Origin of the sequence: Leucobacter sp. USHLN154, from assembly GCF_037145595.1 — a bacterium.
In the GTDB taxonomy this organism is placed as follows: Bacteria; Actinomycetota; Actinomycetes; order Actinomycetales; family Microbacteriaceae; genus Leucobacter; species Leucobacter alluvii.
The window spans coordinates 118,731-132,774 of record NZ_JBBCXF010000002.1 but is presented as its reverse complement, the minus strand read 5'-3'; the positions used below and the strand labels follow the sequence as shown (position 1 = coordinate 132,774).

Annotated in this window: 7 protein-coding genes; 4 read left to right on the top strand and 3 right to left on the bottom strand. The window is 64.5% G+C overall.

The window, feature by feature from the left end:
- Nucleotides 1–15: 15 nt before the first annotated feature.
- Nucleotides 16–1,047, bottom strand: coding sequence for a hypothetical protein (locus WFH23_RS04675; RefSeq protein WP_336661742.1), 1,032 nt, complete (start codon nt 1,045–1,047; stop codon nt 16–18).
- 319 nt (nt 1,048–1,366) lie between these two features.
- Here WFH23_RS04675 and WFH23_RS04670 point away from each other — a divergent pair, with 319 nt between their 5' ends.
- Together WFH23_RS04670 and WFH23_RS04665 are read left to right on the top strand one after the other, a co-directional pair.
- Entirely contained in the window at nt 1,367–2,209 is an 843-nt protein-coding gene (locus WFH23_RS04670) for a glycosyltransferase (protein WP_336661741.1), read from the top strand.
- A 110-nt stretch (nt 2,210–2,319) separates the two neighbouring features.
- Nucleotides 2,320–5,946, top strand: coding sequence for an FG-GAP-like repeat-containing protein (locus WFH23_RS04665; protein WP_336661740.1), 3,627 nt, complete (start codon nt 2,320–2,322; stop codon nt 5,944–5,946).
- A gap of 70 nt (nt 5,947–6,016) precedes the next feature.
- Here WFH23_RS04665 and WFH23_RS04660 read toward each other — a convergent pair whose 3' ends face one another.
- Nucleotides 6,017–8,155, bottom strand: coding sequence for an acyltransferase family protein (locus WFH23_RS04660; protein WP_336661739.1), 2,139 nt, complete (start codon nt 8,153–8,155; stop codon nt 6,017–6,019).
- Between the two features lie 147 nt (nt 8,156–8,302).
- Here WFH23_RS04660 and WFH23_RS04655 point away from each other — a divergent pair, with 147 nt between their 5' ends.
- Together WFH23_RS04655 and WFH23_RS04650 are read left to right on the top strand one after the other, a co-directional pair.
- Nucleotides 8,303–9,388, top strand: coding sequence for an acyltransferase family protein (locus WFH23_RS04655; protein WP_200332399.1), 1,086 nt, complete (start codon nt 8,303–8,305; stop codon nt 9,386–9,388).
- Nucleotides 9,389–9,452: 64 nt separating this feature from the next.
- Nucleotides 9,453–11,282, top strand: a complete 1,830-nt coding sequence (locus WFH23_RS04650; RefSeq protein WP_336661738.1) for an S-layer homology domain-containing protein — start codon at nt 9,453–9,455, stop codon at nt 11,280–11,282.
- Nucleotides 11,283–11,391: 109 nt separating this feature from the next.
- On the opposite strand, the gene WFH23_RS04645 is transcribed toward WFH23_RS04650, so the two are convergent.
- The gene (locus WFH23_RS04645) at nt 11,392–14,034 is read right to left on the bottom strand and encodes a bifunctional glycosyltransferase/CDP-glycerol:glycerophosphate glycerophosphotransferase (protein ID WP_336661737.1); all 2,643 of its coding nucleotides are present in this window, start codon (nt 14,032–14,034) and stop codon (nt 11,392–11,394) included.
- Nucleotides 14,035–14,044: the final 10 nt, after the last annotated feature.

The following is a 14,044-nucleotide window of genomic DNA, read 5'->3' as shown; positions in this document are numbered from 1 at the left end:
GCCGCCGGTGAGCGGTCAGTAACGTGCACTATTCGCGGGTTTGGTGCACGTTACTGACCGGTCGCGCGTCATTGGGGTCCAACCGCGGTCGCGCAGCGCCGATTCCACGCGCGAACGGAGCACGAGCGCGCGACCGTACTGCAGCGATCCCGTGATTCGGATCGCCCGCCAACCCGCGCTCTCATACGCGTGGTACTTGTCGATATCGCGGTTCCACTGCGCTGCGTGCACGCGATGGTGCGACCCCTCGTATTCGAGGGCGATCTTGTACTGCGGATACGCGAGTTCGCTGGCGCCGAGTAGGCGACCGGCCGCGTTGTACACGTCGACGTCGAGCTCGGGTTGCGGCAGGCCCCACTCGTGCAGCTTGAGGCGCAGGTGGCTCTCGGGGGCTGAGGCGCTGCCGGTCACCAGGAGCGGAAGCGCCTGGCGCAGTGCCGCGTTGCCGCGGCGGCGCATCGCGGTGATCACCGCCTCGAGGTCGGCGAGCGTCGCGAGCGGTGCACGCTCGAGCCGCTGCGTTCCGGGAATGCGCGGGCGGCGGATCACGGCGTCGCCGAGGGCGACGAGGTCGGGGAGCGAAAGCTCGTCGCCGAGCATTGCCCAGACGTCTGCGGGCGACGCGGTCGGAAGGCCGCGAGCGATACCCACGCGCACGAGGCCCGGCGCGAGACGATGACTGCGCACCCCGGGGGCCCGCGACACCCACCGGTCGGCGCTGCAGGCCGCATCGATGTCGTTGTCCGCACGGTGCGGCACGGGCAGCCCGAGGATCACGGCAGCGGTGGCGTGACTGAAGTACTGGCCGTGGGAAAGCGCCCTCAACATTGCGCAAGCTTTCGTGAACTGCAGCTGGCGCCAGCGCTCCGCAGGATGGAGGTCTGATGCATCGCCCGCACCGAAGTCGATGCGGCGGTACACGCCGCGCACGACTCGTTCGATATCGGGACCGGCCAGACGCCGCGACGAGACACCGGCAGCGCGCGCTTCCGAGGTGGTGAACGTCGCCCCCAAACACCCGGGAAGCGGTGCGTGGGGCCGTGCCATGCATTCAGTCTGCCGTTCGGTGTTCGCTCAATCAGGAGTAGTGCTCGATCTCTGAAGAACACGGCGCCCAAGGCGTTCGCGGGCCCCTGTGAGCGAAGCAAACGCGCTGCCCTGCCCTGCCCTTCCCTTCCCGTGCGGTTGTCGGAGCCCGTGCACCCGCGCCCCGCGTGAGCGGTCAGTAAAGTGCACGATCCGCGGGTTTGGTGCACCTTACTGACCGCTCACGGGGGTGGAGGGAAGGGAGCAAGGGGAGCAGGAGGAGCAAGGGGCAGGGCCCGGGGCCAGGGGCCCGGTGAACGCCGCGCGCTAGGCTGGCGTCGTGCCGACCGCCGATTTCTCCCTGCTCCTCCCGGTGTACGCCGGTGACGATCCCGCATTCGTGCGAACCGCGTTCCGAAGCTCGGTGGGGGAGCAGACGCTGAGTCCGGCCGAGGCCGTGATCGTGCAAGACGGGCCGGTGCCCGATGCGCTCGCGGCCGAACTCGACCGCATCGTGGCCGAGAGCCCCATTCCCGTTCGGCTCGTGCGCCTCCCCGAGAACCTCGGCCTGGCCGAAGCGCTCAATCGCGGGCTCGACGCCGTCAGTCATCCGGTCATCGCCCGCATGGACGCCGACGACGTCTCCGTGCCCGAGCGCTTCGCCCGGCAGTGGGAGCTGATCGAGGCGGGATTCGACCTGGTGGGCACGGGGATGGCGGAGTTCGAGTCCGATCCGGATCGCCCGGCCTCCGTCCGCACCCCGCCCGTCGGTGCCGCCCGCATCCGGGAGCACGCGCGCACCCACAACCCGTTCAACCACCCGACGATGATGTACCGCGTCTCCGCGCTGGAGCGGATCGGTCGGTACGAGCCCTTCGGGCGAATGGAAGACTATTGGCTCGGTGTGCGCCTCATCGACTCGGGGGCGCGCGTCGAGAACATCGCGGAGCCGCTGCTGCGGTATCGCGTCGGCTCCGGCTCGTTCGCGCGCCGCGGCGGGTGGCGCGAAGCCCGCACCGAGTGGAAGTTGCAGCGGGAGCTGTTGCGCATGGGCTTCGTGACCGTGCCGCAGTACGCGCGCAACGTCGCGATGAAGGGCGCGTACCGCCTGCTGCCCGCGGGAGTGAAGCGCGTGCTGTTCAGGCGCCTGATCAGCCGAGGGCTTCCCGGGGATCGCGCGTAACGGTTTCGGGGTGATGCCCTGCATGCAGCGGATGCTACATTTATCTCCTGCCGGGTGGGGTCCCGGCGCTGGGGCGGCCTAGGCGGTGCGCCTCTCGTCAGGAGGCGACGATGGGGAGTGCCGTTCGGTCTGCACAGCGCGGGACGCGCATCGCGCGGTTTCGGCGCACCTCGGTGTTGGCACTCGCCGCTGCCATGATGCTCTCGCTGCCCGCGGTGACCCCGGCGGCCCCCGCCGAGGCGGTCGGGACGGGGGCCGCACGCACCGAGGCCGACGCCTCGGTCGACGTCGATCCGACCACGCAGACCCCGCCCGGGGGTGAGACCGCAGCCGATGCTGCCGGTGATGCCTCCGCAGCCGATGTCAGTGCTGCGGGGGGCTCCGACGGCGGATCCGGTGCGGGTGCTGGCGCGACGAGCGACGCCGATGCTGCCGCGACGGGTGACGCGGACACGGGTGCTGCCGCGGACGCGACCGCGGGCATCGGTGCGAACGCCGACGCGACGGCATCGGGAGTCGGCGCGGACGGAAGCAGCACGGCGGGTGCTGACGGCGCCGATGAGGCAGCGGGCGCGCAAGCGGATGGAGAGGGCCCCCGTGGCGCGAACGGCGGCATCGCCTCCGACTCCCCGTGGCCGGAGGATCACCCGGCGATGGAACGCGAGACCTCACTCGATGCGCACAGCCTCTCGGCACGCGCGCTGATCGGCGACAACTATCCGGCGAAGTACCGAAACCTTCCCTGGCCGAACGATCCGCGCTACATCTGGGACGAGTGGAACTTCGCCTACCGGCAGTGCACCTCGTTCGTCGCGTGGCGCCTGAATTCGGCGAACGGAGTGCCGTTCTCGAATCAGTACATGGGCCTGTGGGCCTGGGGCAACGCGGGCGAGTGGGGAGATTCCGCGCGAAAGGTCGGCATCCCGGTCGACACGACCCCCGAAGTGGGTGCGGTCGCGTGGAGCGGCGCGTACTATCGCGACGCCTCCGAATTCGGTCACGTGGCCTGGGTGGCCGACGTGCTGAGCGACGGCAACATCGTGATCGAAGAGTACAACTACGGCTGGGGCGGCTCGTACAACATGCGAGTCGTGCACCCGAGTCAGTTCCAGGGCTACATCCACATCAAAGACCTGTACACGCCGTTCTCGAAGACGGGGAAGGCGACGATCAGCGGGGTGCCGATGGTCAACGGCACCCTCACCGCCTCGGCATCGGGATGGTCACCGGCTGCGACGAGTTACACGTACCGGTGGCTGCGCAATGGCAAGGTGATCGCAGGTGCGACCAGCAAGACGTATCGCCCGAAGATCGCCGACCACGGCGCGAAGATCTCCGTGGAGGTGACGGGCACCCGAGCGCGCTACCGACCCTCGGCGGCGAAATCGAGCGCCACCGCAGCGGTGATGATGCCCGACCTGGACGGCGATGGCCTCGACGATTCGCAGCAGTTGCTTCCGTGGAACTCCGATGTCACGGGCGACGGCCTGCCCGATGCTGTCGGCTTCGGCGGGAAGGGCGTCTACGTCTCCGCACGCACGGCGACGGGCTTTGCGCCGGACAAGCTCTGGGTCGCCGGGTTCGGCACAGCGGACGGTTGGAACACGGCGTCGCACCCGCGCACCCTCGTCGACGTGAACGGCGACGGCAAGGCCGACGTGGTCGGCTTCGCGAAGGCGGGCGTCACCGTGTCGACGAGCACGGGTTCGGGCTTCTCGACACCCAAGGTGTGGCTCGCCGGGTTCGGCACGGCAGCCGGATGGTCGGTGAAGGCGCATCCGCGAACCCTGGCCGATGTCACGGGCGACGGCATCCCCGACGTGGTCGGGTTCGCGACCGATGGCGTGTACGTCGCGGTGGGCACCGGGAAGGGCTTCAAGCCGGCTTCGCGATGGTACGCGGGCTTCGGCACCGACAAGGGGTGGGCGGTCGACGAGAACCCGCGATGGCTCGAAGACATGAACGGCGACGGCCGCGCTGACGTCGTCGGCATCAACGATGGCGGGGTGTTTGTCGCCCTGAGCACCGGCAACGGTTTCGCGACGGCCCAGCGGTGGAGCACGTACTTCGGGAGCCAGACGGGCTGGTCGCCGAGCCAGACGCCGAGAACGCTCGTGGACGTTAACGGTGACGGGCGCCCTGACGTGGTCGGGTTCGCAGGTGACGGCGTCTACGTCTCGGTGAACACGGGAAGCGGTCTGAAGTCGCCGGTGCTCTGGCGAAGCGGGTACGGGATCAGCGCGTCGTGGCTCACAGGACGGAACGCCAGGGTCTTCGCGGACGTCAACGGGGATGGCCGAACGGATCTCGTGGGTTTCGCGCAAAATGAGGTGGTCGTGTCGCTCAACACGGGCTCGAGTTTCGGAGCGATCCAGCAGTGGACGGGTGAATTCGCGTCGTCCTCCTGGAGCTCCGACAAGCAGCCGCGCATGCTCGCGGACGTCAACGGCGACGGCAAGGCCGACGTCGTCGCCTTCGACACCGGCGGACTGCGGGTCTCACTCAGCACGGGATCCGGGTTCGCGCCGTCGAAGTTGCAGTTGCAGAGCATGGGCCAGTCGGCGGGAGGTTGGTCTGTCGCGGCCCACCCTCGTGCGGTCAGCGTGAGGCGCCTGAGTGTGGGCGCCGGCCCGAGCGTCGCCGGAACCGCGCGCGTCGGCGAGAAGCTCAGTGCGAAGGTTCCCGCTGCGCAACCGAAACCGGTGCAGCAGAAGCACCAGTGGCTGCGGAACGGCACTGCGATCCCGCAGGCGACGTCGCTCACCTACACGCTCACGCCCGACGATGCTGGCAAGCAGATCGCGTTCAGAGTGACGAGCAGCAAGTTCGGGTATGCCCGGGCGGTGACCGCTTCGTCGGCAACCACCGTAGCGCCCGGACAACTCACGGCGATCACGCCGAAGGTGGCGGGAACGGCGAAGTCCGGCTCGAGCCTTCGCGCCGACACGGGCGCCTGGGGGCCGAGCCCGGTGCAGCTGGCGTACCAGTGGAACCGCAACGGCACTCCGATCTCCGGGGCGACACAGGCGACGTACAAGCTCTCGAACGGAGACATCGGCAGGCGGATCTCCGTCTCGGTGACCGGGAAGAAGCACGGGTACACGACCGTGGTGCGCACGTCGTCGATGATCAAGGTGCCCGGCACGCCTCCGCTGCCGCCCGCCTCGCCCTTCGCCGATGTGTCGACCACGCACAAGTTCTACCGCGAGATCGCCTGGATGCACACGTCCGGCATGTCCACCGGTGTGAAGCAGGCGACCGGCAAACCGAAGTACTTGGCGAACGACGAAGTGTCGCGTGAGGCGATGGCGGCCTTCCTCTTCAGACTCAGCGCTCCGAAGACGTACGCGGCCCCGAAGACCTCGCCGTTCATCGACGTGCCCACCTCGCACAAGTTCTACCGTGAGATCGCGTGGATGTACGATTCGGGTCTCTCGACCGGCATCCGATCCGGATCAGGTCGTGCCTTCGCACCCCAGTCGTCGGTGTCACGCGAAGCCATGGCGGCGTTCTTGTACCGTCTGGAGTCCCCGAAGGGCGTCTCGGCGCCGTCGGTGTCGCCGTTCGCCGACGTCGCGCCGTCCCACAAGTTCTATCGCGAGATCGCCTGGATGCACAGCTCCGGCCTCTCCACGGGCACGCGCCAGCCGAGCGGGAAGCCGCTGTACAAGGACCAGGCCGGTGTCTCGCGCGAGGCCATGGCCGCGTTCCTGTACCGTCTCGAGACGCGTCCGTAGCCGCCGTTTCCGCCGGCTCGAGCGCGGGCAATCGCGACGCCTCCTATCTCGGCGCCGTCGCACGCGGGCGTTATCGCCAGCGGCTGAATCCGTCGAGCGCGTCGAGGAGTTGCTGGCCGAGCACTGGGGCGAGCGAGGCGGCGTAGACGAGACTGAGGTGATTGTCGTCGGTGTACACGTTGACGTTGCCGATCACCGCGGGGCAGATGCGATCCGGGCAGTAGTACTCGCTGAGGTCGATCGTGGCGACATTCGCGCCCACCAGCGACTCGGCGGGGTTGGTGGCGGCCAGTGCTTGACGCTGAGTGACGGAGCAGTCCACCGCGAGGTGCTCGGCCTGCTCGGCGCACTGGTAGGAGTCGAAAGCGAAGCGCGGATTGTCGCGGATCAGTACGACGGGGATGCCGGCCTCATCGAGTCGTTCCAGTGAGCGCTCCGCTCCGTCGAGGGTTCGCTCCCGCTTGCCAGCGTTCGCCGGGCTGTCCGTGTCGGCCGGGGCCGTCTCCGTTCCGATGGTGATCACGACGTCGGGGTCGAGGTCTTCGATGACGTCGAGCACGTCCTCGTTCCAATCCCGGCACTCCTGGCTGTAGAAGATCCCTCGGCTCTCATCGACGTCTCGGATGCCGAACGCGCACGCGGCGTAGAGGAAGGAGATCGCCTGCCAATTCTGCTCGTCGGCGATCTGCTCGATCGGCTCGAGCATCTGCTGCGCGTGGGAGTTGCCGATGACGACGACGGTGCGTTCCGCCTCGGAGGCGTCGACGCCATTGTCGAAGCAGACCTCGACGCTGTCGGGGAGCGGTACCAGGCTGCCGTCGGAGCAGTCGTGCGCGAGCGTGCCCCACTGATACTTGAGTTCTGCGGGGAGCGGGCGGCGGGGAGCGGTGACGGTCTGCGCACCTGCGGCGTCGGTGTCCGCCCGACTGTCGAACAGCACGGCCGCGCCGGGATTGCGCAGGGTGAGTGCTCGTTCCGTCGCCTGCTCCAGCGCCCTGAGCTCGGCGGCGGCGGCGCGCTCTGCCTGCACCTGCAGGCCCGTCACCGGCCCGAGGACCAGGGCGACCGAGACCGCGATGACCCCGATGCCCCGCCAATTCGAGCGATCGAGCCACGCGATGCGACGGAGCGGGGCGTCGACCAGCCGTGTGAGCACGTTCGCCAGGCCGATGGAGAGCAGGATGATGATCAAGCCCTCGACGAAGTTCAGCGGCTCTCCCTGACGGGCGACGAGCACGAAGACGAGGATCGGCCAGTGCACCAGGTACAGCGCATACGAGCTCTTGCCGAGTGCGAGCACGGGGCCGGTTTCGAGGAACATCGCCGGACCGTAGCGCCGATCCTCACCGTTGCCGGAAACGATCACCGCAGCTACGCTCAGGACCGGCCAGAGCGCGAGATAGCCGGGGAAACCCGATTGCACGTCGAGCACCATGCCGCATGCGACGAGCGCGGCGAGGCCAGCCCAGCCGAGGACGGCGCGAACGATGACTCCGAAGCGGAGGCGGTGCAGCACGAGCGCGAGGATCGAGCCGAGCGCGAACTCCCAGAGCCGCGCGCCGGTGTTGAAATACGCGAAGGCCTGCTCGGTCGCCGTCGTGATCACGGAGTAGGTGAGCGAAGCGGCGAATACGAGGCCGAACACCGAGAAGGCGACGACCCGGGGTCGGACGCGGCCGCGCAGCACCCGCGCGATCACTGCGATGAGCAGGAACAGCACCGGCCAGACGATGAAGACCTGGCCCTGCACCGACAGCGACCAGAAGTGCTGCAGTGGGCTCGCGAGCGACGTATCGGCGTAGTAGTCGACGGATTCAGCGGCGAGCAACCAGTTCTCGAAGTAGAGCACTGACGCTCGCGCGTGCTGCCAGAGGGAGTCGTGAGCCGACGTCGGCAGCACGAGGAGGCCGACGAGCACGGTCGCGATGATCGTGATCGCCGCCGCCGGGAGCATGCGCTTGAAATTGCGGACCCACTGCGTCACCACCCGCACTCGGCCCGTCGTCTCCAGCCGACGCATCAGCGAGCCGGTGAGCAGGAACGCCGAGATCATCAGGAACGCGTCGACCCCGCCCGAGACCCGGCCGAGCCAGACGTGGTACACGACGACGAGCAGCACGGCGACGGCGCGCAGACCGTCGATGTCGTCGCGATATCGCGGAGTATCGAGCCGGCCCGGCTTCTGCTGGGGCGGGGCCTGCGCTGTCATGGTGAGTGCACCGCTATTCGTGTTGTCGGCTTCGTTTCGCACCGCAACACTACCGGAAGGCGGGGGAGGGGCGGTTCCGCCTCGTAGCTCGTGGACGAAGGTCGGCGCCGTCCGTTTCTCGTCTGAGTCAGAAGTACTATGGGTGGAATGTCGAGCGTTCCCGTTGCCCCGGTGGCGAGTCGCCCCCGGTTTCTCCTCTTGGATCTGCTGAGGCTCTGCGCCGCCGTTGCGGTCATGCTGTACCACTACACCGCTCGCTTCAACGATCAATGGGACGCTGTCCCGTCGGAGAAGTTCCAGTTCGTTTCTCAGTTCACGGCGTACGGGTTTCTCGGAGTCCAACTGTTCTTCGTGATCAGCGGCTTCGTGATCCTGCTCTCAGCTGAGGGACGAACCGTGGGGCAGTTCGTCTCAGCCCGTGTGGCGCGTCTGTTCCCCGCATACTGGGCGGGCGTCATTCTGACCACACTGCTCTTCGTCGTCATCGCGCCGCAGTTCGAACGCAAGGTGTCGGCCACCGAGTTTCTGGTCAACCTCACCATGGTGCAGAAGGCCTTCGGTGTGCGACATATTGATGGGGTGTACTGGACGCTCTGGATCGAGCTGCTGTTCTACATCATGATCGCGCTGCTGATCAGCGTGCGGCTCACCGAGGCGAAGGTGTACTGGTTCGCTTTTCTCTGGCCGCTGATCGGCGCTCTGGCTCATGCCTCGGATTCGGCGTTCCTGTCGAGTCTGCTCTCACCCGCGTATGCGCCCCTGTTCGCGGGCGGAATGCTCCTCTACCTGCTGCACTCCCGCGGGAACAGTCTCCTGCGGTGGATGCTGCTGCTCTTCAACGTATGTCTGGCCGCGCATCAGACCGTGACCTTCGACGTACTCGGTTCAGCCCAGAAGTACACCGGAGTGCAGCTTTCGGAGAACGTCGGAGTCGTTCTCGTGCTCGGGATCTTCGGGTTGGTCGCTGCCGTAACGTTGACTCCTTTGCAGCATCGCGGGTGGTCATGGATGACCTATGCCGGGGCGCTCACGTATCCGCTCTACCTGGTGCACGAGTACTGGGGCTGGTGGATGATCGGAATCGTGAACCCGGTGGCAGGAAAGTGGGCAGCGGTTGGCGCGGCGTTCGCGGTGAGCTTTCTGCTCGCGATCGTCATCGAGCGCTGGGTGGAGCGCCCGATACGCCCGAGGCTGCGGCGCGGATTGCAGCGCTCGTTCGACGCGACATCATGAGAAACCTGTTGAGTTCGCGATCGACGCTTTACAGTAGAGGAATGTCGGGGTCGAACATATGTTGATGAAGTGTGCGTTGGTGCTGGGATTGAGCCTCGGGCTCATCGGACAGGGCGGACCGGCTTTCACGGCACCCGACCCCACGTCACCTCCCGTCGCCGTTGAGGCTGCCGCAGACACGAGTGGCGGCTCAGATGCCGGAGCGCAGGCCGAGGCGGAATCGAGCGCGAGCAGCGAGGGGGCGACCTCGACCGCCGAAGCGAACTCCACGGCCGACGCCGACGCGGAGGGTGCCGCTCAGAACGCGGAGGGCGCGGGCACTGCGCAAGGCGGGGCTTCGAGCGACGGCGCAGGTGCCGGAAGCGAAGCTGATGCCGACGCAGGTGGTGCGGATGCTTCGGGTCAGGTGGACGGCGGCGTCGATGCCGGAGCGGAAGCTGCAGCCGAGGGGGATGCGAGTGGCCCATCGCCGACGACGCCGCCCGAGGAAGAGGCAACGGATGACGACGTCGAGGAGCTCCCGGAAGAGGCGATCGATGAGAGCCTCGGCGCCGAGCGCTCCAGCCGATCTCTCTCCACGAGGTCGCTGTCGAGCGGGTTCAACGCCGGTTACATCATCTCCGATCAGAACTTCTACAACGGCGGTTCGATGTCGGGATCCCAGATCCAGACATTCTTGAATCAGAAGATCGGGCGCTGCACCATCGGCGACCCGGGGCGAGCACCGGGTTCGCCCTGGGGCAATACGACGCTCGCATGGTCCTGCTTGAACGGGGCGAAGTGGACGACCGCGAATCGTGCGGCCAATGCGTACTGCAAGGCGTATCGAGGCGGGAGCCAGGAGTCTTCCGGAGCGATCATCGCGAAGGTCTCACAGGCGTGCGGGATCAGCCCCCGCGTGCTGCTGGTGATGCTCGAGAAGGAGCAGAGCCTCATCACCGACACCTGGCCGACGATCCGCCAGTTCAACTATGCGATGGGGTACGCGTGCCCGGACTCCGGGCCGAACAACTCGGCGAACTGCGATCCCAGCCAGACGGGGTTCCCGCAGCAGGTGTACCGCGCCGCCTGGCAGCTGAAGGTCTACAAGGCGCACCCGACGAGCTACAACTACCGCCCGTACGCGACGAATACGATCCAATGGCATCCGAACGCCGGGTGCGGAACGTCGCGCGTGTACATCGAGAATTATGCGACTGCAGCGCTCTACATCTACACCCCATACCGGCCCAACCAGGCCGCTCTGAATGCGGGCTGGGGTGAGGGCGACTCCTGCTCAAGCTACGGCAATCGCAACTTCTATCAGTTCTACAAGTCGTGGTTCGGCTCGCCGAACTCCGCCTTCCCGGACGTGCCGCCGGGTTCCAAGTTCTACACGGAGATCGAATGGATGGCGGCGACCGGTCTGAGCACCGGTATCAAGACGTCGGACGGGCGTACTGTGTACAGCCCGAAGGGCGCGGTGACCCGCGAGGCCATGGCGGCGTTCCTCTACCGCCTTGAAGGTGCGAACTACAAGGCACCCGCGAAGTCTCCGTTCGCCGATATGAAGCCCGGGGACAAGTTCTACCGAGAGATCACCTGGATGTACGCCAAGGGGTACTCGACGGGGATCAAACAGGGATCGCAACGGATCTACGCGCCGAAGTCACAAGTCTCGCGAGAGGCGATGGCGGCGTTCATTTATAGACTCCAAGGCGGTAAGTACACCGGACCGGCGAAGTCCCCGTTCGCTGATATGCGTCGCGGCGACAAGTTCTACAACGAGATCACTTGGATGTACGCCCGCGGGTACACGACCGGAATCAACCAGGGCGGCACGCGCATCTACGCACCGAAGAACTCCGTGACGCGCGAAGCGATGGCTGCCTTCATCTACCGGCTCGAGCACTAGGCGAAAACGGGATACTTCGCCCGGGCGGCCGCAAGGATGGCGGCCCGGGCGGTGCACGGCGTCCAGCCTCGCTCTCGCACGCCTCGGAGCGGGGTTTGTCTGCTAAACGTCAACCGCAATACGGCTGGAGTCTCGCTTCGATGGCAGCGACGACGCGTTCGCTTGCCTTTCCATCCCTCAACGGATACAAGTTACTAATTCGGCGGCGATACTCGGAGAGCATCGGGTGACTTTCATCGAACATCTGAGAAAACTGCCTCACAAACTCCGTGGCGGACTCGCACACGGGGCCGAAGCCGTCCCGAGAATAATCGAAGTAACCAGGAGACCCGATGTGGCCTCCCGAAAAGAACTCTTCTCGATCAAACTGGAAATAGACCGACGGTGCTCCGCAGAATGCTCCTTCAAAACCCTGAGAAGAATAGTCCGTGACGACGAGGGAAGCCCCGGCAAGTATTTGCTGCACGTCGTCACCCACATAGGAAGCGCGGCGAACTGAACTGGGGATGGCAAGTTCCGTCCAGTGTTGGTCAATGCCCGGATGTGGAAGAAGTACGATTTCCACGTCTTCTCGTTGTGAGAGTTCTTTCATGAATTCCCCGTTGAGTATCTGTGTCCATTCCTTAACGAAGCGAGACTGGTAGAACTGCTCCAGGCCGTTCTCCGCCTTCAGGAGCTCGCCGAGATACTTTCTCCACGTCGGCATGAACACAATTCGCTTTGCTAGAGCGGAATGTCGTGCGGCATCATTACAGAGTTCGAACAGTCGATCATGTCGAGGGAACCCCGTTAACGTTACTTCGCGATCGGAGAACTTGTAGGGACCAGGGCTATCTCTGATAGAGGCCGTTTCTGGCAAAGTCGCTGTGACGAAATGGTCTACGTCTTTGAAGTTGAACCATCTATGAAGCCGATCTTTGGTTACTCCATGTTGGAGGAAAGAGAAGCTCCAGGTTTGCGGCAAGTATTTCCGGGGGAAGGGCCGAACAATGTACTGATCGATCATCGATGAACTCAGCACGCGGGCCTCTTTCATCAAGGAGAAGTGGCGGCGCGACCCATGGGGGACAAGTTTGAAGCCGTCAGACTTCAGTCGCTTGTAGTCAGCCGACGACTTATTGAGCACGAACCAGGCATTAATATCCGGACGATTGTCCCGAATGTGACGGTAGAGGGCTTCAGCGTTGTCGTTCGCTTGAATATTCCGGTCGATGAGCACCCACGCGTTCCTGAACTTACGTCGCCAGCCAAGTATCGTGCCAGCTCGGTATGCCATGGAAAAATAGCGGCGTTCACGCTTTTCATTCCGTTTTGACCTACGCAACCACCGCTGGTGTGCCTTTGCATCGAAACCTCGCGGTCCAAGGGGGCGTTCTCCCTTTCGCGGTTCGACTTTTCCGAGCATCCGCCCAGCCTTGGATGGAGAAAGAACCTGGCCGTTGAACTTGAATGGTCGACCGTTCGTCCGAGAAACCAGCTGAAGATCGTCGATTGTGCTTTCCGCATTGTCGACGGTTAGCCACATGATGTGTTCGAAAACCCAGGGCGTCTCGAAGAACTGGATCTCGCGTGCCTTGTGGTAGGCAATCTTCACCTCGGACCCTCTCAGGGAAGCTTGAGCCCGCTCTGTCGGATCAGCTGAGTGGTAAATGACTTTCAGGAGCCCGCGAATGGGGTCGAAGGTGCGATTTACTGCGACCGCGGAGACTTCCTCTGGGGCAACTGCAGCTTCCCAGCCTGCACGTATATCGAGTGGCACATTTACTACGCGAAAGTTCTGGATGTGATCAAGACCGATCAAGTTCAGGATCTCACGGACCGCGATGTTGAACTCGCTTTGCTCGGCAGGAGAGAGGGCAAAGACAGCTGAGCTAATCATGCTGAACTGCTTGAAAACCCAGTAAAGGTCGTAGAGCAGAACATTGGCAACCCAGGCGGGCGGAGGAGTCGAGTTTCCGTTAAGAATTTCTCTATAGGCGAGTTTGACTACCTGAATCTTGTCTCGATAGTTAGTCGAGGACTGGGCGACGAGAGAGTCAGGACGAACTCGGTAATACAGGTGGGCCTTTGGAACTATCAAGTACTCGGGACTGTCCAACGTCAACAGGTATCTCGTAATGAGCAACGCATCTTCAAACCCGACGCGGAATCGGTTGTCGTACTGGAGGTTTTCACGTTGAAGCCGGTCCCGCTTTAGCACCACAGTTCCGCCGGAGAGGTGAATCATCTCCGGACGTTCGTACAGTGAAACGAAGGTGTTCTCTTCCAAGTCTGCGAACTTAAAGTCGAGTGCGTGACCGAGAACCTTTCCATTGCCCCTCACTCGAACGAGCCGAGTGACAATCATCTCGGCCCGTGTAGTTGCGGCGGCAGCAAGGATCTCTTCCAAGTAGTTCGGCGAAACAGTGTCATCGGGATCGAGACCCAATAGCCAAGCACCCCTCGCCGCACTGGTGCCAGCGTTTCGCGCGCTTGCGACTCCACCATTCGCTTTTACCAAGAGCTGAACGGCGAACTTGCTTGTTTTCATCCAAGAGCGAATGAGCTCTTCGGATTCGTCGGGTGAACCGTCGATGACAAATACGAGTTCGACAGCTGAAGGGTCACATGCTTGTCGTTCCAAGCTCTCGAAAAGTTCGGGAAGATATACCGCGACGTTGAAGCACGGGATGACTACACTCAACGTGGGAGAGCATCCCTCAGAGAGGCCGTTTCGGGTGACGTCGGTCGTCGTCTGAACCTGGGATGCCATTTAGTCTTGT

Excerpts from the sequence above, each read along its gene's own strand:
- WFH23_RS04665 (WP_336661740.1), top strand. The coding sequence starts at position 2,320 with ATGGGGAGTGCCGTTCGGTCTGCACAGCGCGGGACGCGCATCGCGCGG.
- WFH23_RS04660 (WP_336661739.1), bottom strand. The coding sequence starts at position 8,155 with ATGACAGCGCAGGCCCCGCCCCAGCAGAAGCCGGGCCGGCTCGATACT.
- WFH23_RS04645 (WP_336661737.1), bottom strand. The coding sequence starts at position 14,034 with ATGGCATCCCAGGTTCAGACGACGACCGACGTCACCCGAAACGGCCTC.
- WFH23_RS04650 (WP_336661738.1), top strand. The coding sequence starts at position 9,453 with ATGAAGTGTGCGTTGGTGCTGGGATTGAGCCTCGGGCTCATCGGACAG.
- WFH23_RS04655 (WP_200332399.1), top strand. The coding sequence starts at position 8,303 with ATGTCGAGCGTTCCCGTTGCCCCGGTGGCGAGTCGCCCCCGGTTTCTC.
- WFH23_RS04675 (WP_336661742.1), bottom strand. The coding sequence starts at position 1,047 with ATGGCACGGCCCCACGCACCGCTTCCCGGGTGTTTGGGGGCGACGTTC.